Source organism: Stenotrophomonas sp. (assembly GCF_035634915.1).
GTDB lineage: Bacteria > Pseudomonadota > Gammaproteobacteria > Xanthomonadales > Xanthomonadaceae > Stenotrophomonas.
Window position 1 is genome coordinate 63,784 of the sequence record NZ_DASQCB010000023.1, and the last position, 26,423, is coordinate 90,206.

General features: G+C 68.2%; 21 protein-coding genes. 5 read left to right on the forward strand and 16 right to left on the reverse strand.

What is annotated here, in order from left to right:
- Positions 1-82: 82 nt before the first annotated feature.
- The 4 genes from VER16_RS17730 to VER16_RS17745 form a co-directional block, all read right to left on the reverse strand.
- Positions 83-664 carry a GNAT family protein gene (locus tag VER16_RS17730; RefSeq protein ID WP_324810279.1) on the reverse strand — a complete coding sequence of 194 codons (582 nt, stop codon included), beginning with the start codon at positions 662-664 and terminating at the stop codon, positions 83-85.
- The gene (locus tag VER16_RS17735) at positions 657-3,782 is read right to left on the reverse strand and encodes an efflux RND transporter permease subunit (RefSeq protein ID WP_324810281.1); all 3,126 of its coding nucleotides are present in this window, start codon (positions 3,780-3,782) and stop codon (positions 657-659) included. Before VER16_RS17735 ends, VER16_RS17730 begins: the two co-directional genes overlap by 8 nt.
- Positions 3,779-4,885 (reverse strand): efflux RND transporter periplasmic adaptor subunit, encoded by a 1,107-nt coding sequence (locus VER16_RS17740; RefSeq protein WP_324810283.1) that lies wholly within the window; start codon positions 4,883-4,885, stop codon positions 3,779-3,781. The genes VER16_RS17735 and VER16_RS17740 overlap by 4 nt, the downstream gene beginning before the upstream one ends.
- A gap of 923 nt (positions 4,886-5,808) precedes the next feature.
- A complete protein-coding gene (locus tag VER16_RS17745; protein ID WP_324810285.1) occupies positions 5,809-6,792 on the reverse strand; it encodes a LysR family transcriptional regulator in 984 nt (327 codons plus the stop codon).
- A gap of 207 nt (positions 6,793-6,999) precedes the next feature.
- Between VER16_RS17745 and cysK the strand changes: the two genes are divergently transcribed.
- Together cysK and VER16_RS17755 are read left to right on the forward strand one after the other, a co-directional pair.
- On the forward strand, positions 7,000-7,959 hold the full coding sequence (cysK, locus tag VER16_RS17750) for a cysteine synthase A (protein ID WP_324810289.1): 960 nt from the start codon (positions 7,000-7,002) through the stop codon (positions 7,957-7,959).
- A 266-nt stretch (positions 7,960-8,225) separates the two neighbouring features.
- Complete coding sequence (locus VER16_RS17755) at positions 8,226-8,822, forward strand: O-acetyl-ADP-ribose deacetylase (protein WP_324810290.1); 597 nt, start codon at positions 8,226-8,228, stop codon at positions 8,820-8,822.
- Positions 8,823-8,933: 111 nt separating this feature from the next.
- On the opposite strand, the gene VER16_RS17760 is transcribed toward VER16_RS17755, so the two are convergent.
- The 8 genes from VER16_RS17760 to gap all read right to left on the reverse strand — a co-directional run bounded on the left by VER16_RS17760 (position 8,934) and on the right by gap (position 20,378).
- Entirely contained in the window at positions 8,934-9,704 is a 771-nt protein-coding gene (locus tag VER16_RS17760; RefSeq protein WP_324810292.1) for a hypothetical protein, read from the reverse strand.
- Between the two features lie 135 nt (positions 9,705-9,839).
- The gene (locus tag VER16_RS17765; RefSeq protein WP_324810294.1) at positions 9,840-10,844 is read right to left on the reverse strand and encodes a class I fructose-bisphosphate aldolase; all 1,005 of its coding nucleotides are present in this window, start codon (positions 10,842-10,844) and stop codon (positions 9,840-9,842) included.
- Between the two features lie 195 nt (positions 10,845-11,039).
- Positions 11,040-12,506 carry a pyruvate kinase gene (pyk, locus tag VER16_RS17770; RefSeq protein ID WP_324810296.1) on the reverse strand — a complete coding sequence of 489 codons (1,467 nt, stop codon included), beginning with the start codon at positions 12,504-12,506 and terminating at the stop codon, positions 11,040-11,042.
- Between the two features lie 221 nt (positions 12,507-12,727).
- Positions 12,728-13,396: an HAD hydrolase-like protein gene (locus VER16_RS17775; RefSeq protein WP_324810298.1), complete on the reverse strand. Its 669-nt coding sequence runs from the start codon at positions 13,394-13,396 to the stop codon at positions 12,728-12,730.
- Positions 13,393-14,568: a phosphoglycerate kinase gene (locus VER16_RS17780; protein WP_324810300.1), complete on the reverse strand. Its 1,176-nt coding sequence runs from the start codon at positions 14,566-14,568 to the stop codon at positions 13,393-13,395. Before VER16_RS17780 ends, VER16_RS17775 begins: the two co-directional genes overlap by 4 nt.
- A gap of 615 nt (positions 14,569-15,183) precedes the next feature.
- Positions 15,184-16,560, reverse strand: a complete 1,377-nt coding sequence (locus VER16_RS17785; protein ID WP_324810302.1) for a DUF3999 domain-containing protein — start codon at positions 16,558-16,560, stop codon at positions 15,184-15,186.
- Positions 16,557-19,220, reverse strand: coding sequence for a DUF2339 domain-containing protein (locus VER16_RS17790; protein ID WP_324810304.1), 2,664 nt, complete (start codon positions 19,218-19,220; stop codon positions 16,557-16,559). Before VER16_RS17790 ends, VER16_RS17785 begins: the two co-directional genes overlap by 4 nt.
- Positions 19,221-19,373: 153 nt before the next feature.
- On the reverse strand, positions 19,374-20,378 hold the full coding sequence (gene gap, locus VER16_RS17795; RefSeq protein WP_079222994.1) for a type I glyceraldehyde-3-phosphate dehydrogenase: 1,005 nt from the start codon (positions 20,376-20,378) through the stop codon (positions 19,374-19,376).
- Between the two features lie 192 nt (positions 20,379-20,570).
- On the opposite strand from gap, the gene VER16_RS17800 reads away from it, so the two are divergent.
- On the forward strand, positions 20,571-21,200 hold the full coding sequence (locus VER16_RS17800; RefSeq protein WP_324810307.1) for an OmpW/AlkL family protein: 630 nt from the start codon (positions 20,571-20,573) through the stop codon (positions 21,198-21,200).
- Positions 21,201-21,292: 92 nt separating this feature from the next.
- Here VER16_RS17800 and VER16_RS17805 read toward each other — a convergent pair whose 3' ends face one another.
- Positions 21,293-22,414, reverse strand: coding sequence for a diguanylate cyclase (locus tag VER16_RS17805; RefSeq protein ID WP_324810309.1), 1,122 nt, complete (start codon positions 22,412-22,414; stop codon positions 21,293-21,295).
- A 135-nt stretch (positions 22,415-22,549) separates the two neighbouring features.
- Between VER16_RS17805 and VER16_RS17810 the strand changes: the two genes are divergently transcribed.
- Both VER16_RS17810 and VER16_RS17815 read left to right on the forward strand, forming a co-directional pair.
- Positions 22,550-23,368, forward strand: a complete 819-nt coding sequence (locus tag VER16_RS17810; protein ID WP_324810311.1) for a S1/P1 nuclease — start codon at positions 22,550-22,552, stop codon at positions 23,366-23,368.
- A 10-nt stretch (positions 23,369-23,378) separates the two neighbouring features.
- Positions 23,379-24,179: an MBL fold metallo-hydrolase gene (locus tag VER16_RS17815; protein WP_324810312.1), complete on the forward strand. Its 801-nt coding sequence runs from the start codon at positions 23,379-23,381 to the stop codon at positions 24,177-24,179.
- Positions 24,180-24,229: 50 nt separating this feature from the next.
- On the opposite strand, the gene VER16_RS17820 is transcribed toward VER16_RS17815, so the two are convergent.
- The 3 genes from VER16_RS17820 to VER16_RS17830 are packed head-to-tail and all read right to left on the reverse strand — an operon-like array spanning position 24,230 to position 26,422.
- The gene (locus VER16_RS17820) at positions 24,230-24,763 is read right to left on the reverse strand and encodes a hypothetical protein (protein ID WP_324810612.1); all 534 of its coding nucleotides are present in this window, start codon (positions 24,761-24,763) and stop codon (positions 24,230-24,232) included.
- A gap of 38 nt (positions 24,764-24,801) precedes the next feature.
- A complete protein-coding gene (locus VER16_RS17825; RefSeq protein WP_324810314.1) occupies positions 24,802-26,064 on the reverse strand; it encodes a TonB family protein in 1,263 nt (420 codons plus the stop codon).
- The gene (locus VER16_RS17830; RefSeq protein ID WP_324810316.1) at positions 26,057-26,422 is read right to left on the reverse strand and encodes a BlaI/MecI/CopY family transcriptional regulator; all 366 of its coding nucleotides are present in this window, start codon (positions 26,420-26,422) and stop codon (positions 26,057-26,059) included. Before VER16_RS17830 ends, VER16_RS17825 begins: the two co-directional genes overlap by 8 nt.
- Position 26,423: the final 1 nt, after the last annotated feature.

A 26,423-nucleotide genomic window follows, 5' to 3' on the forward strand; every position in this document is an offset into this window, starting at 1 on the left:
GGCCGCTGCGGTAGCGCTGTTTTGTAGAGCCGGGCCCGTGCTCGGCTTGGGCCGCCGACTGCAACCGAGCATGGGCTCGGCTCTACAGGGACCTTCGTACCCGGGCGAAGCGGCGCAGGTCGTGCAGGACGCCGCGCTTGTAGACGGCGCAGCGGGCCGTGCCTTCTTCGGCAAAGCCGTTGGCCAGCAGCACGCGTGCCGAGCCTTCGTTGAAGTCCAACACCTCGGCCTGCAGCCTGAACAGGCGCAGCTCGTCCATCACCCAGGGGGCGAACAGGGCCACCACGCGGGTCATCACGCCCTGGCCCCACTGCGCCTGGCCCAACCAATACCCCAATTCGGCGGTATGCCCGCGCTCGGCCGTGCCCGGTTGTGCGCCGATGCTGCCGCAGGCGTGGCCGTCAATCTCGATGGCCAGGTTGAGGGTGCCGGGCGTGAGTACGCGGCCGGCCAGGAAGGCCTCGCCGTCCTCGCGGGTGTATGGGTACGGGAAGCGGTCCCGCAGGCCGCGTGAGACGGCGGGGTCGTTGGCGTGGCGCAGCAGCGATTCGAGGTCGTCGGCGTGCCAGGGGCGCAGGGTGAAGCCGTCGCCCTGCAGGCTCGGGGTCAGAGCCCTTTCCCCTTGGGAAAGGGATCCGACCCCACTGTCGCTCCGGTCAGGCATGGCCGCCGACCGAAGGCGATTCGGCTTCCTGCTTCTCCAGTTCGCGCTTCACCGCTTCCGGCGAACGGGTGTACGGGGCCAGGCGTGCGTAGAACGCCGGCACCACGAACAGCGACAGGAAGGTGGACAGGGTGACGCCGAAGATGATCACGATGCCGATGGTGCCACGGCTGGCCGAACCCGGGCCGCCAGCCACCACCAGCGGGATCGCGCCGACCACGGTGGCGATGGAGGTCATCAGGATCGGGCGCTGGCGCACCATGGCCGATTCGATGATGGCCTCGCGCACGGTGCGCCCGTCATCGCGCAGCTGATTGGCGAACTCGACGATCAGGATGCCGTTCTTGGCCGCCAGGCCGACCAGCATCACGATGCCGATCTGACTGAACAGGTTCACCGTGCCGCCGCTCACCCACAGGCCGACCAGCGCACCGAGCACGCCCAGCGGCACGGTCAGCATGATGGTGAGCGGGTGGATGAAGCTTTCGAACTGCGCGGCCAGCACCAGGTAGACCACCAGCAGGGCCATGGCGAAGGTCAGCAGCACCGCGCCGCCGGCACTCTGGAACTCACGCGATTCGCCCTTCCAGTTGATCTGTGCGTACTGCGGCAGCTCTTCGCGGGTGACCTGCTGCGCCCAGGCAATGGCCTCGCCCAGCGGGTAGCCCGGCGCCAGGCCGGCACTGATGGTGATCGAGCGCAGGCGGTTGAAGCGGTTCAGGGTGCCGGCCTCGGCCACTTCACTGAGAGTGACCAGGTTGGACAGCGGCACCAGCTCGCCCGAGTTGGCGCGCACACGGATGGCCGCCAGGTCGGCCGGCGTGGCACGGCCATCGCGGCCGGCCTGCACCAGCACGTCGTACTCTTCGCCGTTGTCGACGAAGGTGGTGACGCGCCGCGAGCCCATCATGGTTTCCAGCGCCGAACCTATTGCAGTGACCGGCACGCCCAGGTCGGCCGCACGCTGGCGGTCGATGTTCACCCGCATCTGCGGGCGGGTTTCCTTGTAGTCCGAATCGGGGCCGACAAGGCCGGGATTGTCGGCCATGCGCAGCAGGATGCGGTCACGCCACTGCGCGATCTCGGCATATTCCGGGCCGCCCAGCACGATCTGGAACGGCTGGCCGCCACTGCGCACCAGGCCGCCACCAACTTGGGTGCGCACGCGCACGCCGCGCAGGGTATCCAGTTCCTTCTGCAGGTCGTTGGCCACGTCAACGGTGTTTTCGCTGCGCTGGCGCCACGGCTGCAGGAACACGCTGACGCGGCCGGTGTGCATTTCCTCGCTGGCACCAAAGCCGCCGGGCACGCGCGGGTTGGCGCGGGCGATGGTCTTGTCCGCCCCCACGTGCGGCGCCAACAGGGCTTCGACCTGCTGCACCTGCTGCACGGTGTAGTCGTAGCCGGCGCCTTCCGGGCCATCGATCATGATCTGGAACGAGCCACGGTCCTCGGCCGGGGCCAGTTCCGAAGGCAGGATCTTCATCAGGCCCCAGCTGGCGGCCAGTGCCAGCACCATCACCACCAGGTAGATCCAGGTGCGGTCGACATGGTGGTCGAGCACGCGGCCATAGCCGGAGGCCAGGCGTTCCAGGTTGCGGTTGATGAAGCCATGCAGGCCGCGCGGCGCCTGGCCGGTATGCGGCTTGAGCAGCTTGGAGGCCATCATCGGGGTAAGCGTGAGCGCGACGAACGCCGACAGCGCCACCGCGGCAGCCAGCGCGACGGCCAGTTCGCGGAACAGGCGGCCGGTGTTGCCTTCCAGGAAACCGACCGGCAGGAAGACCGCCACCAGCACCGCCGTGGTGGCGATGACTGCGAAGGCGACCTGGGTGGTGCCACGCTTGGAGGCCACCAGCGGCGGCTCGCCCAGGTCGATGCGGCGCTGCACGTTCTCCACCACCACGATCGCATCGTCCACCACCAGGCCGATGCACAGCACCAGCGCCAGCAGGGTCAGCAGATTGATCGAGAAGCCGAAGGCATACAGCGCGATGAAGGCCGCGACCAGGCAGACCGGCACCGTGACCGCAGGAATCAACGCCGCGCGGAAGCTGCCCAGGAACAGCCAGATGACCGCCAGCACCAGCAGCATCGCCTCGACCAGGGTCGCGTAGACGCGATCGACGGCCGCTTCGATGAAGGTCGTGTTGTCGAAGGTCACCACGATCTGCGTGCCTTCGGGCAGCGTCGCGGCAACTTTCTCTGCTTCCGCGCGCGCAGCGCGGGCCACGTCCAGCGAGTTGGCGGTGGAGGTCTTGACGATGCCCAGGCCGACGCCCGGTTCACCGTTACTGCGGAAATAGGCACGGCGTTCGGCTGACGCCAGCTCGATCTTGGCCACATCGCCCATGCGCACCACGTAACCGTCGCTGCCCTTGCCCAGCGGGATGGTGGCGAAGTCCTCGGGCTTCACGTAGTTGCGCTCGACGCGCAGGGTGAAGTCGCGGTCGGTCGATTCGATGCGGCCGGCCGGCAGTTCCACGTTCTCGTTGCGCAGCGCGGTTTCCACGTCGCCGGTGGTCAAGCCGCGCGCGGCCAGCTGGTCGCGGTCCAGCCAGATGCGCATGGCATAGCGCTGGCGGCCGCCGATGCGCACCTGGGCCACGCCGTCCAGGCTGGAGAAGCGGTCGACCACGTAGCGGTCGGCGTAGTCGCTCAGTTCCAGCGTGTCCATCGTGGTGGAGGACATGTTGAACCAGATGATCGGATCGGCATCGCTTTCGACCTTGGCGATTTCCGGCGGCCGCGCCTCTTCGGGCATGCGGTCGGCCACGCGGCTGACCGCGTCGCGCACGTCGTTGGCGGCCGCTTCGATATCGCGGTTGGAGGTGAACTCGATGCTGACCTGCGAGCGGCCATTGGTGCTGCGCGCGTTGATGGTATCGATGCCTTCGATGCCCGCCAGCGCATCTTCCAGCACCTGCGTGACACGGCTTTCGATGACCGCTGCCGAGGCACCGGTGTAATCCACCGACACCGAGACGATGGGCGGGTCGATGGCCGGCAGCTCGCGCAGGGTCAGGCGGGTGAAGGACATGACGCCCAGCACTACCAGCAGCAGGCTCATCACCACGGCGAACACCGGCCGCTGGATGGAGATGTCCGACAGCTTCATCCGCCGTTGCCCTCGGCCGGTGCTGCGGCCGGTGCCTTGGCCGGTGCGGTGCCATTGGCCGACGCGGCGTCGGTGGCGGCGACCTTCAGGCCGGCGCGCAGCTTGCCGGTGCCGTCGACGACGATGCGCTCGCCGCCCTCCAGGCCCTGGCGGATCTCGACCACCCCGGCACGGCGCGCGCCGGTGGTCACGTCCACGCGTTCAACCGTGTCGTCGGCCTTGATGCGGTAAACGAAGGTATCGCGGCCAACCTGCACCACGGCGATTTCCGGCACCACCAGTGCCGGGCGCTCGGGGCGGAACAGGCGCACGTCCAGCAGCATGCCCGGGCGCAGCGCGTGGTCGGCGTTGGCGAAGTCGGCGCGCACGGTCACCGCACGCGTGGCCGGATCGATGCGCGCATCGATGGTGGTCACGTCGCCTTCGAAGGTGCGGCCCGGCCAGGCCACGCTGGTGGCGCTGACCTTGTCGCCGGTCGACAGCGCAGCCATTTCCACTTCCGGCACCTGGAAATCGACGTGCATGCGCTCGATGTCGTCCAGGGTGGCGATGACGGTGGTCGTGGTCAGCAGCGTGCCTGGGCTGACCTGGCGGATGCCCAGCACGCCGGCAAACGGCGCACGCACGCGGCGGTCACCAATGTCCGCCTGCATCTGCGCCACGCGTGCCTCGGCCGCATCGCGGATCGACTTCTGCGTATCGAGGGTGGCACTGGAGACCAAGCGCTGGGTGGCCAGCTCGCGCTGACGCTTGTACAGCTGGTCGGCTTCGTGGAAGGTGGCCTGCGCCTGCACCAGCGCGGCTTCCTGTGCCTGCCCGCGCAGGGTGACCAGGGGCGCCCCGGCGGCGACCTGCTGGCCGCTTTCGAAGTGCACGCGGTCGACGATCTCGCTGACCTTGGCGGTGACGCTGATGGATTCACGGGCCTTGGCGGTGCCCAGCGCCTGCAGGGTGTCATTCCACTGCGAGGGCTGTACGACCTGCGCGGTGACCGGCACCGCTTCGCCCTGCCGACGCGCGGCGGCCTCCTGTTTGCCTGTGCACCCGGCCAGGGCGGCCAGGCACAGGCCAAGGGCCAGGGTCGAAGTGATGCGAGCCAACATGAAAGGTCCTGGGTGATCCACGGCCGCCGAGTGTAGGCAAGGGCCTGCGAAATCGGTATGTGCCAAGCGTTTACCGGCGTGAAACCAGCGTTGCGGTGGCGCCTTGAACCCGTTCCATGCAAGGCTCGCCGGGGCGGTGTCGACGTATGTCGGGATGTATCCGGGCGCCCTTTGTCGTGCGCTGTCATCGTACAGTCGAGGCTGCTTGGCAGAGGGCGCCAGGCAGGGGTCGGCCCTGGCGGGGTCCGGCCCTGTTTTTTTTGTCCCGGCAGGGCTTGCAGCCCTGCACCTGCTTTGAGCCAGAGCAACAGCAGAAGCTGCTTTCCTGAAGGGAGTCGGGGTGGGTCCGGTTGAGGGGGACGCCGTAAACCCATCCATGGGGGCTTGGTCGCGGCATCCATGCCGCTCACACCCCCTCAACCGGACCCACCCCGCCTTCGACAGATTTCCGCGATCTGTCAGAACGGCGTTCTGCTCTGGTGGGTGTCGACCTTGGTCGACACCCACCAACAGCCGCGCGTTCCAGTAGATCCACGCCATGCGTGGATGAATTCATTCGGTATCTGACAGATGTGTCGACCAAGGTCGACACCTACCAACCGCCGCGCGTTCCAACAATCGCCGTTGCCAACAGCACACGGAATCTGTCGAAGGCGGGGCGGTGTGGGTGGGCAGGACCGTTGGTGCCATGGATGGCGCCATCGAGCCCCCATGGGTGAGGGCACTTTGCTTGCGAAGCACTGCTTCGCAAGCGCCCGAACGCACAGCCGCCAGCGGCTGGGCCGGACCCCGGAGGGGGGTTTACGGCGTGTCCTGACCACCCACACCGCCCCGCCAACCCACGGACAGCGCGCTTTTGCCGTTGCCGTTGCTCTGGCTTGAAGCAGGTGCAGGGCTGCAAGCCCTGCCGAAAAACCCACCCCTCAGACCGTGATGGTCTGGGTCAGCGACTCCCACGTCGGCGGGACCGGCCACGCGGCGGCCTGGTTGCCATCCAGCACCCGCCGCAGATCGCGCGGATCGATCTGCGGTGCCAGCACATGCACCAGCTCCAGCGCGTAATCGCGCAGCACCCGGTCGCGCGGCAGCACCGCCCAGGCAATGCACTCGGTGATCGGCTCCGGCGCCGGCCACGAACGCAGGTCTTCATCGTTGGAACTGACCGCCATCTCGGCCAGCAGCCCCACGCCCAGGCCCGTACGCACATAGGTCTTGATCAGGTCCGCATCCAGCGCCGTCAGCGCCAGGTCCGGCACCAGCCCATGGGCCGCGAAGGCGCGCTGCAGCGAGGAATTGGGGCGGGTGGAGGATTCGTAGCTGATCAGTGGCTGGCGGGACAGCGCGGCCAGGTCCGGCGCGCGGCCGGCGCGGTCCAGCGGGTGGCCCTTGGGCACGACCACCAGCCGCCGCCAGCGGAACAGCGGCACGGCAATGCCGTCGGTCGGTTCGCCACCGGCCGTGCTGATGATCGCGATATCGGCATCGCCCTGGTTCAGGCGGTCCAGCGCATCGGCCTCACCGGCCTGCTGCAGGTGCACGCTCACCTGCGGGTAGGCCTGCTTGATCGCCGCCACCGCCGGCGGCAGCACGAAGCGCGCCTGGGTGTGGGTGGTGGTCAGGATCAGCTGGCCCTGGCTTTCGCGCCGCTGGTTGGCGGCGTAGGTGCGGATGTTGTTGGCCTCGGCCAGCACCGCGCGAGCGCGGGAAATCACTTCGGTACCGGCCGGGGTGACCGATTCCAGGCTGCGGCCCTTGCGCACGAACAGCAGGAAGCCCAGCTCGTCCTCCAGCTGCTTGAGCTGCTTGGACAAGCCGGGCTGGGTGGCGTGCACGCGCGAAGCCGCGAGCGTGATGTTCATCTCGGCGTCGGCGATGGCGACCAGGTAGCGCAGCTGTGTAAGCGTCATGGCGGGCGGGGGCGCGGGGGGCGGAGGTCCACTCTAGGGTCTATTGCCATCACCAGCTTATAACCAAACGTTGTTTAAGAAAGGTATCTGGTCATTTCCGGGCGTCATAAGCCGGCGCTACGGTCAGCCGGCAGCCGCTGGCCTGAACGGCCAGCCTCCCCCCTTCCGCCCGCCGGCCCCGGCGCGGCCCGCCTCCGGAGCGCTTCCATGGCCCTGTACGACTCCATCCTCGACACCATCGGCAACACCCCCATCGTCAAACTGCAGCGCCTGGCTCCGCAGGGCGTCACCCTGTACGCCAAGGTCGAGTCGTTCAACCCGGGCGGCTCGGTGAAGGACCGCCTGGCCCTGGCGATCATCCTCGACGCCGAGGAACGCGGCCTGCTCAAGCCCGGCGACACGATCGTGGAAGCCACCTCGGGCAACACCGGCGTGGCCCTGGCCATGGTCGCGGCCGCGCGCGGCTACAAGTTCGTGGCCACCATGGTCGAGACCTTCTCGGTCGAGCGCCGCAAGCTGATGCGCGCCTATGGCGCCAAGGTCATCCTGACCCCGGCCGCCGAACGTGGCAGCGGCATGGTGCGCAGGGCGCGCGAACTGGCCGAAGAGCACGGCTGGTTCCTGGCCAGCCAGTTCGCCAACCCGGCCAACCCGGCCTACCACCGCAACACTACGGCGGCGGAGATCCTGCGCGACTTCGCTGGCAAGCGCCTGGACTACTTCGTCAGCGGCTGGGGCACCGGCGGCACCCTCACCGGCGTCGGCGAAGTGCTGAAGGTCGCCCGCCCGCAGACCCGCATCGTCGCCACCGAACCGGCCGGCGCCGCGCTGCTGAAGGGCGATGACTGGAAGCCGCACAAGATCCAGGGCTGGACCCCGGACTTCGTGCCGGACGTGCTCAACCGCGACGTGGTGGATGAACTGCTCACCGTCGAGGACGACCGCGCCATCGCCACCGCGCGCCGCCTGGCGGCCGAGGAAGGCATCTTTGTCGGCATCTCCGCCGGTGCGACGGTGGCCAGCGCGCTGGACGTGGCCGCCCGTGCCGAGCAGGGCGCGGTGATTCTGGCGATGCTGCCGGACACCGGTGAACGCTATTTCTCCACGCCGCTGTTTGCGGATGTGAACGAAGGTTCCGACGACGACTGGCTGGCCGGCCTGCCGTAAGCCTGGGGTCGGATCTCTTTCCCGCAGGGAAAGGGCTCTGACCCCACCCACGCAGACCAACAACGGGGTCAGAGCCTCTTCCATGCGGAAAAGGCTCTGACCCCGTTCTGCTTCAGCCTGCGTGAAGGTGGCTGCCGCCATCGTGCCTGAAGACCGTAATCGCAGCGCGTGAGACGGTCATGACGCAGCATCGATGCCCTCTCCACTACGGTGGGTGCAGCCAGCGCGGGCACGGCGCGCAATAACGACAGGCAGGAGACGGACGCATGAAGATCGAAGTGTGGCAGGGCGACATCACGACCCTGGCGGTGGATGCGATCGTCAACGCGGCCAACGAAACCCTGCTCGGCGGCGGCGGTGTGGACGGTGCCATCCATCGCGCTGCCGGGCCCCAACTGCTGGCCGAATGCGAGCGTTTGCCGGAACTGCGGCCGGGCGTGCGCTGCCCGACCGGCGAAGTGCGTGCCACCGACGCCTACGCACTGCCGGCGCGGCATGTCCTGCATACCGTCGGTCCGGTCTGGCATGACGGCCAGCGCGACGAACCGGCGCTGCTGGCCAACTGCTACTGGAAATCGCTGCAGCTTGCCGAGTCACTGGGCGCGGAGTCGATCGCGTTTCCGGCCATCAGCTGCGGCGTCTACGGCTATCCGTTGTACCAGGCCGCACAGGTGGCAGTGACCGAAACGCTGGCGTGGCAGCGCAGCCATGTGCAGCCGATGCGCATCGTGCTGGTCGCTTTCAACACCGCCACCGCCAAGGCGTACCAGCAGGCGCTGGCTGGCGCCGGCCAGGCGCAGGAGGCCGAACGCATCCTGCCGCTGCCACCGGTGGGTGATGCCGGGTTTGCCGCGGCGCATTGAGGCGCTGCCCGGATGCGTGGTCGCCGCAGGTGAGCGCGGCATCCACGCGTGGCGTGGATCTACTGCATCCACGCGTGGCGTGGATCTACTGCATCCACGCATGGCGTGGATCTACTGCACGGTGCTGCCGTTGTTGTCGGGGGCCGCGGCGGGCGCTTCGCTGCGCCGCACGTCCAGCGTGAACGCGCCCGTGTCCTCATCACTCAGGCCGCGGACGCTGAGGGTGTAGCGGCCGGGCTGCAACGCCAGGTGGATACGCGAGTCGGTGCCCTCGCCGTCCTCGTCGTCATCGTTCTCGGCGTCCTGGCCCTCTCCCTTCAGCGACAGCACGGTGTCGAACACATCCGAGCGCAGCTCGATGGCGTACAGGCCGGCGGTGTCCACCTGCAGGGTGTAATCCTGTGAGGCGTCCAGCAGCAGATCGGAAACGCGGCCGGTGTTGATGATCGGCGTGCCGTCGTGGGGCTTGATTACTTCCGCACGCAGGCGGAACGGGCCGAACGCTTCTGCGCCATCGGCGCTCACCGCAACCTGGTAGAGGCCGCGGCCAGGGGCACGGAAGGCCACCGCAGCGTCGCTGCTCTCATAGCCGGTGCGACTGTGGGCCACCACCTTGCCATCGCTGAAGACCGTGACCGTGCCACTGAGCGCCCCGGTCAGTTTGATGCCGACGCGCTGCTGGTCTTCCAACCGGATCTGATAGAGCTGGTAGCGACTGCCATTGTTGAAATTCATGCCACTGCGCGTGGTGATTTCACCGGACACGGGTATGTCGAACTGCAGCGCCGGCACCCTGGCCGTCGGCTCAGGCGAGCCGATGCGGTCGCAGCCTGCCACGGACAGCAGCGTGGCCATGGCCAGCACGATTGCGGTGGTACGCATTGAGAGCCTCCCTGGCCTTCGCGGATACCCCCTGCGCACAGGCCCTGCGCAAGGAAAGGCAACGATACCGGCAAACGCAGACGCCGGCACGAGGCCGGCGTCTGCAGTGTCACCTCATGCGGGAAATGGGACGGCTCAGCCGTTCCACTTGCCCAGAGCGGCCAGGCCGTTGTCCTTGGCGCGCTCGTACACGGTCTTCTGGGCAGCGGCGTAGTTGCCCTTCATGTCCTTGGCCCACAGCTTCAGCGCAGCCTGCTGCATGGCGCGGCCGTAGGAGAAGCTCAGCGGCCAGGGCAGGTTGCCCAGCTGGTTCATCGCGTTCAGGTGTTCGGTCGACTGCTCGTCGCTCTGGCCACCAGACAGGAACACCACGCCCGGCAGGATCGCCGGCACGGTGCTCTTCAGGCACATCACGGTCGATTCGGCCACTTCCTCGACGTCGGCCTGCTCATCGCAACCCTTGCCGGAAATGACCATCGAGGCCTTCAGGATGGTGCCTTCCAGCAGCACGTTCTGCTGGTACAGCGCGTCGAACAGCGAACGCAGGGTGGCTTCGGTGACTTCGTAGCAGGTCTCGATGTCGTGGTCGCCGTCCATGATCACTTCCGGCTCGACCATCGGCACCAGGCCGCATTCCTGGCACAGGGCGGCATAACGGGCCAGCGCGTGGGCGTTGGACTCGATGCAGGTGCCCGACGGGGTGTTGTCGCCGATGTTGATGACCGCACGCCACTTGGCGAAGCGCGCACCCAGCTTGTAGTACTCCTGCAGGCGCTCACGCAGGCCGTCGAGGCCTTCGGTGACCAGCTCGCCCGGGCAGCCGGCCAGCGGGTGTGCACCCTTGTCCACCTTGATGCCCGGAATCATGCCGTGGTCGGCCATGTACTTGGCGAACGGCACGCCGTCCCTGGTCGACTGGCGGATGGTTTCGTCGTACAGGATGGCGCCGGAAATGTGCTCGTTGAGCTTCGGCGTGGTCAGCAGCAGCTCGCGGTAGGCACGACGGTTCTCCTCGGTGTTCTCGATACCGACGCCGGCGAAACGCTTGGCGATGGTAGCGGTGGATTCGTCGATCGCGATGATGCCCTTGCCCGGGGCGACCATGGCCTGGGCGGTTTCAGCCAGCTGTTCGATGCTCATGTATTTCCTGTGGCGGGTGCGGGAAAAACGTAAGTATAGCCCCGCTGCCCGTTGCCTCGCCGTGGAGGACAGGATGGAAACGCTTCCATGTCTGCGCAGGACAAGTGATGTCCTGCGCGATGGGGTCGGAGCCCCTGCGGGGATCCGACCCCGGGTCGGATCCCCGCAGGGGCTCCGACCCGATCCCGTCAGGGTTTACAGGTCGCCCAGGCCGCTGGCACGGCCGTCCTGGCCCACTTCCAGCAGACGCAGGGTGTTGGTGGCGCCATGGGTTTCCATGTGCTCGCCACTGGTGAACACCACGCGGTCACCGGCCTGCAGCAGCTCCGATTCCACCAGCAGGCGGATGCTGCCGCGTGCGGCTTCGCGCGGGGTCAGGCCACGGCTGTCGAAGTTGATCGGGTACACATCGCGCATCAGCGCCATCTGGCGGCGGGCGCCGTCGTGGCGGGTGACCGCGAACACCGGGGCCTTGGCGCGGAAACGCGACAGGTAACGGGCGGTGCCACCGGATTCGGTCATCGCCACGATGGCGCGCACGCCCACGTGCTGCGACAGGAACATGGTGGCCATGGCGATGGCCTGGTCGGCACGTTCCAGGTTGCGCGGCGAGGCATTGAAGTCGGTTTCGGTCTGGAACTGGCGCTCGGCACCCAGGCAGATGCGGGCCATGGCTTCGACCGCCTTCACCGGGTAGGCACCGGCGGCGGTTTCAGCCGACAGCATCACCGCATCGGTACCGTCGATGACCGAGTTGGCCACGTCCAGCACTTCGGCGCGGGTCGGAATCGGGCTTTCCACCATCGACTGCAGCATCTGCGTGGCAGTGATCACCACCTTGTTCTGCGCCAGCGAGGCCTTGATGATCTTCTTCTGCAGGCCCGGCAGCTCGGCATCGCCGATTTCCACGCCGAGGTCGCCACGGGCCACCATCACCACGTCACTGGCTTCGACGATCTCTTCCAGGTTCTCGATCGCTTCGGTGCGCTCGATCTTGGATACCAGCGCGGCGTAGCAGCCGTGTGATTCGGCGATCTCGCGGGCATCGTTCATGTCCTGCGCGTTGCGGCAGAAGGACACGGCGATGAAGTCGACGCCGATCTTGGCGACGATGCCGATCAGTTCCTTGTCGCGCTCGGTCAGTGCGCCCAGCGACAGGCCACCGCCCTGCTTGTTCAGGCCCTTGCGGTCGGACAGCGCGCCATCGTTGAGCACGGTGTTGATGATGCGCTCGCCCTGCACCTCGACCACCTGCAGCTGCATCAGACCGTCGTCGAGCAGCAGGACATCGCCCGGGCCCACGTCCTGCGGCAGGCCGAGGTAGCTCACGCCCACCTGGGTGGCGTCGCCCGGACCCGCGCTTTCACTGGCGATCAGGTCGAAGCGGTCACCGGCCTTCAGGTACACCTTGCCTTCGGCGAAGCGCTCGATGCGGATCTTCGGGCCCGGCAGGTCGGCCAGGATGCCCACTTCCACGCCCACGCGGGCTGCGGCGGCACGGACGTCGGCGGCGCGCTTGGCCTGGCCGGACGGATCACCGTGGCTGAAGTTGAGGCGCACCACGTTCACGCCGGCGCGGAACAGATCCTCCAGCACGCCCGGCGGGTCGGTCGCCGGACCGAGGGTGGCTAGGATCTTGGTGCGACGCTGACGCTCGAACATGGTGAATGGGCCTCTCCCGTTAAAGGTGGGAAATTAGCACATCCTTCACGCCCCATGTATACGGTTACAGCCTTGGGGCGCCTGACTCTGCGGGACATCGAACGGACATGTTCCGGACATCGGCATGTCAGCACGCGCGCGGCACACGCCGGGCATGGCCCGGCGCTCCCCTTCCTGCCCCGGTAGCACCGGGCGATGCCCGGCGACCAGCAACATCCGGCTCAGGCCAGCAGGGCCAGCAGCTGCGCCGGTTCGCGGGCCAGGTGGCCGGCACCGGCCTCGGTCAGCTCGGCTTCGCCACCGAAGCCCCACAGCACGCCGACGTTGCGCAGACCGTGATGGCGCGCGCCTTCGATGTCCATGCGGCGGTCGCCGATCATCCAGCACTGCGCTGGGTCCAGCTGCAGGCGCTGCAGCGCCTCGCCAACCAGCTGCGGCTTGCTGCTCCGAGAGCCATCCGGGGTCGAACCGATCACCTCATCGAACAGGCCGCCGAACGGCAGGTGTTCAACGATGCGGCGGGCGTGCGGCTCGTTCTTGGCGGTGACTACGGCCAGGCGATGGCCGCGACCCTGCAGCGCGCGCACGGTCGCTTCGATGTCCGGGTAGATCGTGTGCTCGCGCCAGCCCTCACGGTCGAAGCGCTCGCGGTAGAAGGCCACGGCCTCCTCAACCCGCACAGCGTCGCCGAACAGCGGGGTGAAGGTGGTGCGCAGCGACGGCCCGATCCAGCCCAGCAGCGTTTCCTGCGGCGGCACCGGCTGGCCCATCTTCTGCAGCGCATAGGCGATGCAGGTGGTGATGCCCACTTCCGAATCGATCAGGGTGCCGTCCATGTCGAAGAAGAGCGTTGCACGCTCTTCTCCGCCTGCGCGCAGCGCGACGCTCATGCGCCGCGCGCAGCCAGTGCAGCCACGGCCGGCAGGGTCTTGCCTTCCAGGAATTCCAGGAACGCTCCGCCACCGGTGGAGATGTAGCTGACATCGCCGGCAATATCGAACTTGTCCACCGCCGCCAGGGTGTCGCCACCACCGGCGATGGAGAACGCCCTGGAGCTGGCGATGGCACGGGCCAGCGCTTCGGTGCCCTTGCTGAAGGCTTCGAATTCGAACACACCGACCGGGCCGTTCCAGACCACGGTGCCGGCGTTCTGGATCAGCTGCGCGTACTGCGCGGCGGTCTGCGGGCCGATGTCCAGGATCAGGTCATCCTCGGCCACGGCGTCGACGGCCTTCACCTCGGCGGCGGCATCAGGCAGGAACTGCTTGGCGGTGACCACGTCCACCGGCAGCGGAATGGCCGCGCCACGTGCCTGCGCATCGGCGACGATCTTCTTCGCGGTATCCAGCAGGTCGGGTTCGTACAGCGACTTGCCCACGTTGTAGCCGGCGGCGGCGATGAAGGTGTTGGCGATGCCGCCACCGACAATCAGCTGGTCGACCTTGCCGACCAGGTTGGCCAGCAGTTCCAGCTTGGTGCTGACCTTGCTGCCGGCGACGATGGCCAGCAGCGGCTTGGCCGGCGCGTCGAGTGCCTTGGCCAGCGCGTCCAGTTCGGCCATCAGCAGCGGGCCGCCGGCGGCCACCGGCGCGAAGCGGATGACGCCGTGGGTGGAGGCTTGGGCGCGGTGCGCGGTACCAAACGCATCCATCACGAACACGTCGCACAGCGCCGCGTACTGCTTGGACAGGGTTTCGTCATCCTTGCCCTCGCCGACGTTCATGCGGCAGTTTTCCAGCAGCACCAGCTGGCCCGGCTGCACATCGACGCCGTCGACCCAGTCGCCCACCAGCGGAACCTCGCGACCCAGCAGCTCGGACAGGCGCGCGGCGACCGGTGCCAGCGAATCGGCTTCGCTCCACACGCCTTCCTTCGGTCGGCCCAGGTGCGAGGTGACCATCACGGCGGCCCCCTGCTCCAGTGCGCGCTTGAGCGTCGGCAGCGAAGCGGTGATGCGCTGTTCGGAGGTGATGCGGCCATTCTCGATCGGCACGTTCAGATCCTGGCGGATCAGCACGCGCTTGCCGGAGAGGTCGAGGTCGGTCATGCGGACGATGGACATGGGCAACTCTTTGGCTCGGGGACAGGATGCCGGTGTGACGGCAGACGGGCATTGTATCGGCTGCGGGAGGTGGGAGGGCCGATGCCTGCGGCAGGCAGAGGCGGACAGCAACAGCCAAAGCGCTGGCGCTTCGTGGTGCTGGCGGTGGGCCGGGGTGGTGTGGGATGGCAGGGGACGCCGTAAACCCGTCCATGGGGGCTTGGTCGCCGCATCCATGCGGCTCACACCCCTGCCATCCCACACCACCCCGGCCTCGACAGGTTCATGAGGCGGAGCGGATGGCAAAGGCAAGAGCGGTTTCTGATGTCGGGTGGAAAAAGAACGGGGTCAGATCCGTTTTCCTGCGGAAAACGGATCTGACCCCACGGCGAGTGCGCGCAGCGCGCGACCCGCTTTTGATTTTCTTTTTTCTTCTACGTGGGTGGACGCAACCGGAAACTGTCAGAGGCCGGGCGGGTGGGCTGGGCAGGGGTGTCCGCGGCATGGATGCCGCGGCCAAGCCCCCATGGATGGGTTCACGGCGTCCCCTGCCCAGCCCACCCGCCCGGCCAAGCGCGGCTTCTGCTCTACGCGACCAATCGCCCACCCACGAGGGGCTGCGCCGTTCGCGGGAACCTACGCCGAAGGCGCCGGCTTCTGCCGCAGCAGGCTGACCGCCAGGCCTCCCACCACCAGTACACCCAGGCCCAGCAGCGCCCACAACAACCACGCCTTCCAGTCGCGCTGCGGCTTCAGTGCGGCATCGCCGGCCAGCGTCTCCGGTGCACCTTCCAGCCGCGCCAGCGTCGGCTGCCACGCTGGGTCGTTGCGCTGGCGCAGTTCCTCGATCAGCACCGCGATCGGTGCTTCAGCGCGGCGTGCGGTGGCGCTGCCCACGGCCAGCGCGTACGGCGCCGCGCCCTGGCTCAGGAACACCATCACTTCCGGCTGGTAGCCCAGGCGCAGGGTTGGTGCGGTGGCCGTTTCCACCGGGCTGGCCACCAGCTTCCAGTAACGGTCGCGCCAGATGCCGCCCAGCCCCTGCGCGGCCGACTGCTGGCGCTGGCCCGGCGCGCCCTGCTGCACCTGGTAGGCAATCCACGGTGCGCTGCGGCGCTGCCATTCGGCACCGGGATCGTCACGGCTGTACAGCGTCCACTGCACCAGGCTGTTGTCGGTGCTGGCCACATCGGCCTTGCTGACCGGGAATCGGCCGTCCAGCTCAAAGGTGTATTCGCCCTTGCCGGCAGCCGTGGGTTCCAGCGACAACCATTCCCACGGCACCGTCGCCGGGGCCGGCGGCAGTTCGGCCAGCACGCTGCGCAGGGCCGGCAGGCGCGCCTCGCCCTGCGGCAGCACGCGCAGGTAGCGTGCATTGCCATCCACCTGCAGGCGGCGCTGCAGCAGGCGCTTGCCGGCGCGCTGCAGGTCCACCAGCGGCACATCGCGCGCTACCGCGCGCCAGTGCTGCAGGTCGTCGCTGGCATCGAGCTGCACCTGCGCCTGCAGCGGTTGCCCGCTGTCGGCCCAGTCCAGCACCAGTGCTGCCAGCGGCTGCTGGCCCAGCACGCTGGCATCAATCAGCCAGCCGCCCTGCCCGTTCGCTACGGTACCGGCGCCCACGCGCGCCTCGACCCGGCGCACGCGGCCATCGGTATCGCGCTCGGTCAGCAGCTGCAGATCATTGCGCTGCGCTTCGGCCAGCGGTGGCAGCGCGAACCACGGCAGCTCGCGCTGCACCGGGGGCTGCGCCAGTGGCTGGTCCGGCGCCAGCAGCGCCGACGGCAGGGCCTGGCCGGCGGCGTTGAACACCTGCAGATCGCCGAGGTCGGCGCGGCCGGCGCGGCGGTAGATGGCCGGTTCCAGCACCACGCGGTACGCGCCCGACTGGGCGCTGGACAGGCTCAACGGCCATTGTTCGGCGTAGTGCGCGCGGTAGTCGGTGGCCTGCGCGGATGCCACGCCGGCCAGCGCCAGCAACATCGGCAGCAGTGCCGTGCTCCACTTCTTCATGGGATGTCCTCGACGGGAGGCGCCGCAGCAGGGGGTGCTGGCGCCAGGTAGCCCACGACCGTGCACAGCAGGCCGTAGGCAATGAACGATGCGATACCCAGCAGGTTGCCCAGGTGCTGGCGGTCGATCAGTACCAGCTTGGCCAGCACCACGGCCATCAGCACGGCGCCAACCATCCACAGCACACGCTGGCCACGGCGCGAACCCCAGACCCAGGCGATCACGCCCAGCACGCTCCACAACACGGTCAGGCTGGTCTGGGCCAGGCTTTGGCGGGCCATGGACGGCGCCCAGGGCACACCACCCCACTGGTGCACGCCATGCAGCACGGTGCTGGTGAGGGCGATGAAACCGGCCAGCGCCAGTACCGGCACGCGCAGGCGCTGCAACGCTGCCGGCGCCTGACCACCGAACAGCCAGCGCGCGGCCAGCAGCAGGCTCAGCCACTGCGCCAGTTCGGCCGGGTTGAGTACCGGCAGCCACGGCAGCGGCGCCGCATCGCCGGCCAGGCTGATGCCGATCCACCAGGCACAGGCCAGCACGCCGAACACCACGCTCTGCAGCGCGACGCGTGCGGCATCGAAGGCATCGCCCAGTGGCCAGCGCAGCCACGCCCAGCGCCACAGCGACAACGCTGCCAGCAGCAGCCACGGCAGGGTCGCCAGCAGCGCGGTCCAGCCCTGTGCCAGATGCGCGGCATCGCCGCCCCACAGCGCAAGCAGGGACAGCAGCGACGGCCACAGCAGCCACCACAGGAACTGGGCGATACGGGCCACGCCGTCACCGCCCTGGCGCAGGCACAGCAGGGTGCGCACGCCCAGCACCGCGAACAGCGCCCAGCCCAGCGCGCCGTAGCCGGCAAACGGCTGCTGGTGGGCATCGCTCTGCAGCAGGGCCAGCGGGAAGCCCGCCGCCAGCATCACCAGTGCGGTGACGCCCAGCGCGCGTGCCGGCTGGCGACGCTGCACCTCCGCTGCCAGCCAGGCGGTGACCGCCGCCAGCACCAGCAGCGCGTCGGCCTGCGCGGTGCGTTCGATGAATCGGCCGATCTCATGGATGAAGCCGCCCAGCCACCACAGCAGGCCCCACAGGTAGTAGACCAGGACCACGTCCTGGCGCGCGCGGCGCTGGTAGCTCCACGCACTGGCGAAGCCGGCCACGGCCAGCAGCAGCGCACCGATGGCGGTGGGGTTGAGCAGGAAGCGCATGTCGCCGTGCCAGTAGTCGGCCCCCACCACAAACGCAAAGGCGGCGCCCAGCTGCAGCAGCGCCGCCGCCACCTGCGGCAACCAGCGCTGCTGCCGCAGCCCCAGCCAGGCCAGGCCGGCACCTTCCAGCGCGAACACCGCACCGGTGGCACGCGCCGACAGCGCCAACGGCACCGCCAGCGTGGCAAAGCCCACCGCCAGCACCGCGTGCGACTGCGCCAGCACGCTGTACGAGGCACGGTGAATCAGCGCGCGCGCCAGCACCGCATAGATCGCCGCCAGGCCCAGCGCGCACAACGCCAGCGTCATCGGCTGCTCGTGCAGCATGCCCGCCTGCAGCGAGAACGCGATCAACGGTGTGCCGAACACCAGGCTGCCATCGACCAGATCGCGGCGCTCGGCCGGCTGGCGGCGCGCGTAAAGCAGCGGAATCAGCAGGTAGAAAGCGAAGAACAGCAGCAGGAACGGTTCGGTGCTGGCGAACTTGTCGGCGCGGTACTGCAGCACGCCCCAGAACGTGCCGATACCGAAGGTGAACGCAAAGCCAAGCAGGTTGAGCGCGCGCCACGGGCGGAACCAGGCAATGGCGAAGATGCCGGCGTTGAGCACCGCGTAGTAGCTGAACAGGCCCACGTGGTTGCCGCTGCCTGTGGACAGCCACAGCGGCGCCATGAAGCCAGCGAGAATGCCCAGCACCGCCAGCGTGCGCGAGTTCTGCACCACCGCCAGCACGCACAGCCCCGCCACCAGCAGGATCGAGCTGGCGAAGGCGAAGCCGGGGTTCATGAGTTCGAAGCGCTTGAACGCCGCGAAGATGGTCAGCAGCAGCACGCCGATGGCACCGCCCTGCAGGGCCAGGGCGAACAGCCGGCGGCGTTCGCGCTGGTGCCAGCCGAAGGCCAGCAGGCCCAGCGCGCCCACGGTGATGCCGGCCAGGCGCAGTTCGATCGGCACCACCAGCCAGCCCTGGTCGCTGACGTACTTCAGCAGCGCAGCGACGCCGGCCAGCAGCACCAGCATGCCGATCTTCACCGGCACGTTGCCCTCGGTGAACCAGCGCTTGACTGCGCCCACGGCACGTTCGATCACGTTGGGCAGCGCCGGTTCCGGTGGCAGCGATGGCCACGCTGGTACCGGCGGCGGCACGGCCGCGGCGGGTACCGGCGGCATGGGAGGAGGTGGCGCAGGCGACACCGGCGGTGGCGCGGCCGCAGCAGCCGGGCGCAGGAACGGCGGTTCGCTGGCCTCGGCCAGGGGGGCGGCAGGTTCTGCCGCCGCAGCAGCAAGCTCGGCCGCGCGCGGGGCGGCGGCAACAGCAGGCACCCCGCCGGCCAGTGCGCTTTCCAGTGCGGCCACGCGCCGGCGCAGGCCGGCGATCATCACCAGCGCCACCACCAGCAGCAGCGGTATGGCCAGCAGGGCCAGAACCACAAGGACGATCAGTGCTTCCATTCTTCGTCTACCCCAACGCAGCCGCGCCCCAGCGGCAGCGGTCCGTGGCCCATGCTACGTCAGCCGGGCCCATGAACGACGAACCCCGGCAAGCCGGGTCCATATACGATGAACCCCGGCAAGCCGGGGTTCGTGTGGCGATCTTCGAAGGCCTTACTTGGCCGCGACGACCTTGGCCATTTCTAGGCACTTGTTCGAGTAGCCCCACTCGTTGTCGTACCACGACACGAGCTTGACGAAGGTGCCGTCCAGGGCGATACCGGCGTCGGCATCGAACACCGAGGTGTGGGTTTCACCGACGAAATCGGTGGCCACCACCTTGTCTTCGGTGTAGCCCAGGATGCCCTTCAGCGCGCCTTCGCTCTGTGCCTTCACTTCGGCGCAGATCTCGGCGTAGGTGGCTTCCTTTTCCAGCTCGACGGTCAGGTCGACCACCGACACGTCCGAGGTCGGGACGCGGAAGCTCATGCCGGTCAGCTTCTTGTTCAGTTCCGGGATGACCACGCCGACGGCCTTGGCTGCGCCAGTGGACGAGGGAATGATGTTTTCCAGGATGCCACGGCCACCGCGCCAGTCCTTGTTGGACGGGCCATCGACGGTCTTCTGGGTGGCGGTGGCCGCGTGCACGGTGGTCATCAGGCCGCGCTTGATGCCCCACTTGTCATTGATGACCTTGGCCAGCGGGGCCAGGCAGTTGGTGGTGCACGAGGCGTTGGAGATGATCGCCTGGCCGGCGTAGGTCTTGTCGTTCACGCCGAACACGAACATCGGCGTGTCGTCCTTCGACGGGGCCGACAGGATGACCTTCTTCGCGCCCGCATCGATGTGCTTCTGCGCGGTTTCCTTGGTCAGGAACAGGCCGGTGGCTTCCAGCACCACGTCGGCGCCGACTTCGTCCCACTTCAGGTTGGCCGGGTCGCGTTCCTGGGTCAGGCGGATCTTCTTGCCGTTGACCAGCAGGTCGTTGCCCTGCACGGCCACGTCGGCCTTGAAACGGCCATGCACGGAGTCGTACTTGAGCATGTACGCCAGGTAGTCCGGCTCCAGCAGATCGTTGATGGCCACGATTTCGATGTCATCGCCGAAGTTCAGCACCGCCGAGCGCAGGACGTTGCGTCCGATGCGGCCGAAACCGTTGATACCAACCTTGATTGCCATGTTCACAAGCTCCTGCAGCCGCGACAGGTGCGGCGGGATGGATAGGGCCCGCAAGTCTAGCAAACCGGGCCTGACCACCGTAGGCCAGACGCCCCGCCAGCCGGGGCCGCCAGGGGGATTTGATCCGGATCAAAGCGTTAGCGCAGCGTGAGGCCGACACTGGCCCCATCCAACCCGCAACGAGATACCGCCATGCGCAAGACCTCCCCCCTGATCCTGGCCGGCCTGGCCGCCGCCGTCTCGCTGGCCGCCGCCCCGGCCATGGCCCAGTCCAAGGGCGACTGGACCGTCTCGGCCGGCGTCCACCAGGTCGCCCCGAAGTCGAACAATGGTTCGCTGGCTGGCGGCACCCTGAAGGTGGACGTGGACAACGACATCAAGCCGACCATCACCGGTGAGTACTTCATCGCCGACAACCTGGGCATCGAAGTGCTGGCCGCCCTGCCGTTCAAGCATGACATCAACATCAACGGCCTGAGCCGGGTGGGCAGCACCAAGCAGCTGCCGCCGGTGGTCACCCTGCAGTACCACTTCAACAGCAAGGGCAAGGTTTCACCGTTCGTGGGCGCGGGCGTGAACTACACGACCTTCTTCAGCGAGGACACCACCGGCGCGCTGGCCGGCAGCAAACTCAAGCTGCAGGATTCGTGGGGCCTGGCCGCACATGCGGGCGTGGACTTCGCGATCGGTGAAAAGGGCGCGCTGCGCGTGGACATGCGCTGGATCGACATCGACAGCAAGGTCAAGCTGGACGGCCAGAAGATCGGCACGGTGAACATCGACCCGCTGGTGTACGGCGCGTCGTACGTCTTCAAGTTCTGATCCAGACACCCTCGCAGCAGGTTGCCCCGGTGTGTGTGCCGGGGCTTTTTTCTGCTTCGATGGAACAACGTGCATCCACGCGTGGCGTGGATCTACTGGTCGGCGGCCACCTCCACCCGGTTGCGGCCGGCCGCCTTGGCACGGTACAGCGCCTCGTCTGCGCGCTGCAGCGCTTGTTCCAGGGTGTCACCACCATCGTCATGCCAGCGCGCCACGCCGATGCTTACGCTCACCACCGGTGCGGCGTCCGAATGTGCGTGGACGATGGCCAGCGCCTGCACCTGCTGCCGCATCTGTTCGAATGGCGCCGACTGCGACTGTCCCGGCTGCCAGTGACCAATCGCGACGAACTCTTCGCCACCATAGCGGGCCACCACCGAATCGAGGTCATGCAACTGCGCTGACAGCGTGGAGGCCACGGCATGCAGCACCGTATCACCGGCGGGATGGCCGTACTGGTCGTTGTAGCGCTTGAAGTAATCAATATCGATCATGGCGATGCGCAGCGCACCCCGCGGGTGCGGCGCGCGCAGGTAGCGCTGGAAGATCTGGCGGGCGCTGCGGTCGAAGGCGCGCCGGTTGAGCAGTCCGGTCAGGCCATCGTGGTTGGCCAGCGCATCCAGCCGCTGTTCCGCGCTGAAGGTCGCGCGGGTCTGCCGCTCGGAGATGTAGCAGCCCACCATGCCGGCCACATGCGTGGCCAGGACGAACATCAGGGCTTCAGCCAGGGCTGGCCCGGCAGGCAGCACGGTCGCTTCTGCCAGTACGAAGGCGGCACTGATGACGGTGCCATTGAAGGTGGCGACCTTGAATCGCAGGCCGCACAGGAAGTAATTGAACAGCAGGAACAGGCTCACCCCTTCATAGGGGTAGCCCGTCTGGGCCTGGTGCGCCGTCCACACCATCGCCACCAGGGCCAGCCCGCTGCACAGCACCATGGCACCGCCGATGTACTGCTGGTGCCGGCGCCAGGCCGGCAGGTAGGTCATCACCACCCCCACCAGCAGGGCCGGCAGCAGCACGCCCAGGCGCCAGCGCAGCACCACCGCTGCCGTATCGGGCGGCAGCCACTGGCGGTCCAAGGTGATGAACAGCAGGGAGAAACAGGCCGCCACGGCACAGGCCCACCGCATGCGCCACAGCACCTGGGCATCAAAGGCGGCGGAAAAGCCGGCCTCGTCGATGGGCACTGCCGTAATGCGCCTGTCCGTCATGGTCATCGCCGCCTCCCCGCGCGTAGCCGCGCCAGCCTAGCGGGGCAGGCATCAAGGCGGCGTGGGCACGCACCGTGGAGGTATCCGGCCAGCCTCGGCCACGTCCGGCACCGGCGGCACCGCTAGAATGGCGGCATGAAAGCCCTGCACTCCCTGATCCTCGCTGCCGCCCTCGCCCCGGCCCTGCTGACCTTGTCCGCCCCCGCCCATGCCTGGGGCGCACAAGGCCACCGCCTGGTCGCCGAAGTGGCCGACACCCGCCTCAACCCGACCGCGCGCGCCGAGGTTGAGCGCCTGCTCGCCACCGAGCCGGGCGCCACCCTGGCCGGCATCGCGCCGTGGGCCGACCAGCTGCGTGCCAAGGACCCCGGCCTGGGCCGTCGTTCCGCTGCCTGGCACTACGTCAACATCGCCGAAGACGGCTGCCACTACGAAGCGCCGAAGCACTGCAGGAACGGCAACTGCATCGTCGAAGCACTGAAGGCGCAGAGTGCCATCCTCGGCGACCGCAGCCTGACCGACGGCGAGCGCCTGCAGGCGCTCAAGTTCGTCGTGCATCTGGTGGGCGACCTGCACCAGCCGATGCACGCCGGCTACGGCCACGACAAGGGTGGCAACGACTTCCAGCTGCAGTTCGGCAACCGCGGTACCAACCTGCATTCGCTGTGGGACAGCGGCATGCTCAATACCCGCAAACTGGATGACGCCGGCTACCTGCCGGTGCTGCGCGCCCTGCCCGCGCCCAAGCTGGCCCGGCAGTCCAATCCGCAGCGCGACCCGCAGGCCTGGGCCGAAGCCAGCTGCCGTATTGCGGTGCAGCCCGGTGTGTACCCGGCCTCGCACAAGATCGGCGATGACTACACCGCGCGCTACCGCCCGGTAGCCGAGGCGCAGCTGCGGCTGGCCGGTGAAAACCTGGCACAGCTGCTGAACCGCGTGCTCGGCACGCGCTGAGGAGGTTCCGATGCCGGTCCAGGTCCAGTCCTTCTTCCACGCCGACAGCAACACCTTCAGCTACCTGGTGTTCGACCCGGCCAGCGGCGAGGCCGCGCTGATCGACCCGGTGCTGGACTACGACCCGGACACCGATGCCAGCAGTGATGCGCCGGTGCGCCCGCTGCTGCAGGCCATCGAGCAACAGCGCCTGCAACTGCGCTGGCTGCTGGAAACCCACGCCCACGCCGACCACGTGTCGGCCGGGCGCCGGCTGAAGGCACGCTTCCCGCAGGCCACCCTCGCCATCGGCGAAGGCATCCGCGCGGTGCAGGCCACCTTCGCTCCGCGCTACGGCCTGCAGATTACCGATGAACCGCCAGTCTTCGACCATCTGTTCGCCGATGGCGAGACTTTCGCGCTGGGCCAGGTGCAGGGCCGCATCATCGCCGTGCCCGGCCATACCAGCGACAGCATTGCGTATCTGATCGACGATGCACTGTTCACCGGCGACTCGCTGTTCATGCCTGACGGCGGGACCGCCCGCTGCGATTTCCCCGGCGGCGATGCCGCGCAGCTGTACCGCTCGATCCAGCGCCTGCTGGCGCTGCCCGATGCCACCCGTGTATTTGTGTGCCACGACTACGGCCCGGGTGGCCGTGCCTTCGCCAACGAAACCACCATCGGCGCGCAGCGCGCGCACAACATCCACGTGCACGACGGCGTGGATGAAGCGGCGTTCGTCAGCGTGCGTGAGGCGCGAGACGCGACCCTGGCCGAACCGAAGCTGATGCAGCCGGCGGTGAAGGCCAACATCGTTGGCGGCGCCTGACTGCAGCAACAGGAAACCGCCGGGCGTGGCCCGGCGCTACCTGCAGGGCACTACCGGCCCTGCGTGCGTACCACATGCTGGCCCTTCACGATCTCGAAGGTGAAGGCGTACTGCAGGGTGACCGCCACCGGCTCGATGCTGTCGGCGCCCTGGCAGTCGCTGCGGTCTGCGGGCGCCTTCCCGGGCGCGAAGCGGCAGACCGCCGCTGACGAGTACTTCCACTGCGCGACCGCGTCCTGTGCGGCCCGCAGCAGCGGGCCGTTCTCCGCCACCGCCCCTGCGCTGCATTCACTGCGGTCGGTCAGCGGCTGGCTGCGCTCAACCTGCCCCTGCGCGTCCACCACCACCTGCAGGCAGACTGTGGTCGGTGGCAGCGAGGTTCGTGGATCGCTCGCGCCCACCACCGGGTCCGGTGCCGCGTACAGCTGCGGCATCCGGTAGCCCTCGCTGGCGGCCAGCGTGTAGGGCTGGATCTGGCCAGCACCACCGCCGGCATCGGCCTGCAGTCGCTGATGGCCGACGCTCTCGTTGCGCGTGTCGACGGTGGTCAGCCTTTCCTGGGTGGCGCAGGCGGCCAGCAGCATCGTGGCGATACACAGCGCTGCGCGCTTCAGCGTTGCCTTCACTGAGCCTGACCGCCGGCAGCGTCGGTGTTGTCCATGGCGAAGGTGATCGGAATGCGCAGCTTGGCGGCCACTGGCTTGCCGTCCTTCATCGCCGGCTTGAACGTCCAGTTGCGCGCCGCCGCGATCGACGCGGCCTCGAACACGCCGGGAGTGGTCGCACTTTCCACGCGCACATCGGTGGCCTCGCCCTTTTCATTCACGGCCACGATCAACTTCACCACACCGGTCTGTCCCTTCTCGAACGCGCCCACCGGGTAGCTCGGCGGCGCCATGTTCTTCACCTGGACCGGCGAGTCCAGCCCGTCCCTGGCCGCATCCGCCTGGGCGTACTGGTACGGCTCGGCGCTGATCGATGATCCTCCCGTCGTCGCGCCCTGGCTGGCCCAGGCCAACGCCGCAACACCCATGCACAACCCCGCCAGCAACACCTGGCCGGACACCTTCGGCAATGCCTTCCGCTGCGACTGCTTCAACATGGCGATACGCTCCTTCAACACGGGTTGGCTGCGCCAATGACATGCCATCGGTGCAACCGGGTGGACCAGCTGCGCCTTCAACAGCGTGCTGGCATAAAGACGGCGCTGCGTCGGCTGCGCGGCAACGGTGCGCGCATCGCAGGCCAGTTCCTGGTCGCGCAGGAAGCGGCGCGCAGCCCAGGGCAACAACGGATGGAACCAGAACACCGACCGTGCCAGCAGCAGGGCGCCATTGGCCCAGTGGTCGCCATTGCGGCGGTGGCTGCGTTCGTGGCGCAGGATCAGCGCCTGTTCGTCGGCATCGAACTGCTGGTCGAAGTGCGGGCCGACCACGATGCGTGGCTGCCACAGGCCGACCAGCGCGGGCAGGCCGGGGTCGGCGCTGGCCTGCCAGCTGCCATCGCCACGTGCCTGCAGCGTGCCCAGCCCGCGCTCGAAGCGACGTTGTGCGCGCAGTTCGCGCGCCAGGTGCAGCCCGGCACCCAGCCCCCAGGCCAGGGCCAGCAGCCACGGCCACATCGGCAGCTGCGCGGCGGCGCCCTCGACCGCACCGGGCACCACCTTCAGCGGCAGCGTCGGCACATGCTGCAGCACCGACAACGCCCGCAATGCCGGCAGGGGCAGCAGCAGGGCCACCAGCAGCAGCGGCAGCAGCCACCAGCTGCGATAGGCCAGCTCCGCGCCGCCCAGCTTCACCAGCAGTGGCCGCGCGGCCGCCAGCAGCAGCACGCCCAGCGCCAGCCACAGGCTGGCCTGCCACAGTCCATCGAGCAGCTCATTCATCGTCCATCTCCTGGATCAGCTTCTTCAGTTCGGCAATGTCCTGCGCCGTCAGCTGGCCGCGCTCGCTGAAATGCGCCACCAGCGGTGCCACCCGGCCATCGAACACGCGGCCGATGAAATCCTGGCTCTGTGTTTCCACCCAGGCCTGGCGCTGCAGCAGCGGCTGGTAGAGGTAGCGGCGGCCATCGCGCTCGGCGGCGATCGCGCCCTTGGTCAGCAGGCGGTTGAGCAGGGTCTTGATGGTCGGCTCGGCCCATTGCCGGTGGGCCAGTGCGGCCACCACCTCATCGGCGCTGCGCGGCGCCTGCTGCCACAGCACCTCCATCACGACGGCTTCTGCTTCGCTGATCGGGGTCATG